Here is a 951-nt window from a genome sequence, read left to right as displayed (position 1 = left end):
TGATTGGTTCTAGCGCTGAACCAGCAAACGATACCAGCGCTCCAAATGAAACAGAAAAACCAGTAACAGAGCATTCTAATGATCCAGTAAAAATACCGGAAGCTACCCCTGTGGTGGTTACTGCGCCTTGTGACATTGCTGCCGACAATTTCCAACAACGTGCGACACAGGTTGAAAAAGAAATTGCGGATCAACCGCAGGACATACAGGACAACCTCAGTCTTTGGCGCAAACTTCACAGAACCGACGAACGATTCACCAAAGCGTTCGCAACGAATGGTGGCGGCACATCGATCAACGGTACCTATATGGTAATGCAGGCCACCAAGGTACTCGGCCCCCAGGGTATCAACTGGAAAATTGAGATTTTGGAAGAGCGTTTTGATAATGGCGCACCCATTATGCGCTCAGTTAAAGGTGCTGATGGAAACTTCGTAAAAGAAGTGATCCCTAATGGGGCTGGTGGCTACCTGACCGAAGTAAACCATACAACAAAAGTACGCCTGTGGTACGTGCTGGATGGTAAACAAGGCGAAATTTTTGCGTATGGCTGCACTCCCTATATTTACAACACAAAAAACGGCCTTATCAGCGATGGCGAAGCACCAAAAAAATCACTCACAGACGCAACCAAAAAGGCGCTTTCTCAGCTTGGCTCCTCTGCTGATGTGTTCCTCGGCTTGTTTGACGATCAACAGTATCGCCAGGAAAACGCAGCCCAATTCGCCATCGAGAATGCCGGGGAAAAAGCCGGGGATACCGTACGTCTTCGTAAAGAACTGGACGAGAAAATCACCAAAGTCGCTAATACCATCGAAAGTGCGGTTACACCGAACGAAGCCAAGAAAGTGTATGAAACGATGGCGAGAGAAGTTGATGTCCATCGTAAGAATGCCGAGAGCACGGGCGATACCCAGCATTCCGATTACCTGAAAAAACGTCTTCTCAGTC

The 951-nt window shown here is 48.1% G+C and carries 1 pseudogene; it reads left to right on the top strand.

The window, feature by feature from the left end:
- Positions 1-951 (top strand): annotated as a pseudogene (locus BL249_RS18945) (hypothetical protein); the annotation flags it as partial.

Source organism: Erwinia sp. OLFS4, from assembly GCF_002752165.1.
Taxonomy (GTDB): domain Bacteria; phylum Pseudomonadota; class Gammaproteobacteria; order Enterobacterales; family Enterobacteriaceae; genus Izhakiella.
Note: the sequence above shows the minus strand (reverse complement) of the source record. Positions and strands in the feature narration are given on the sequence as shown.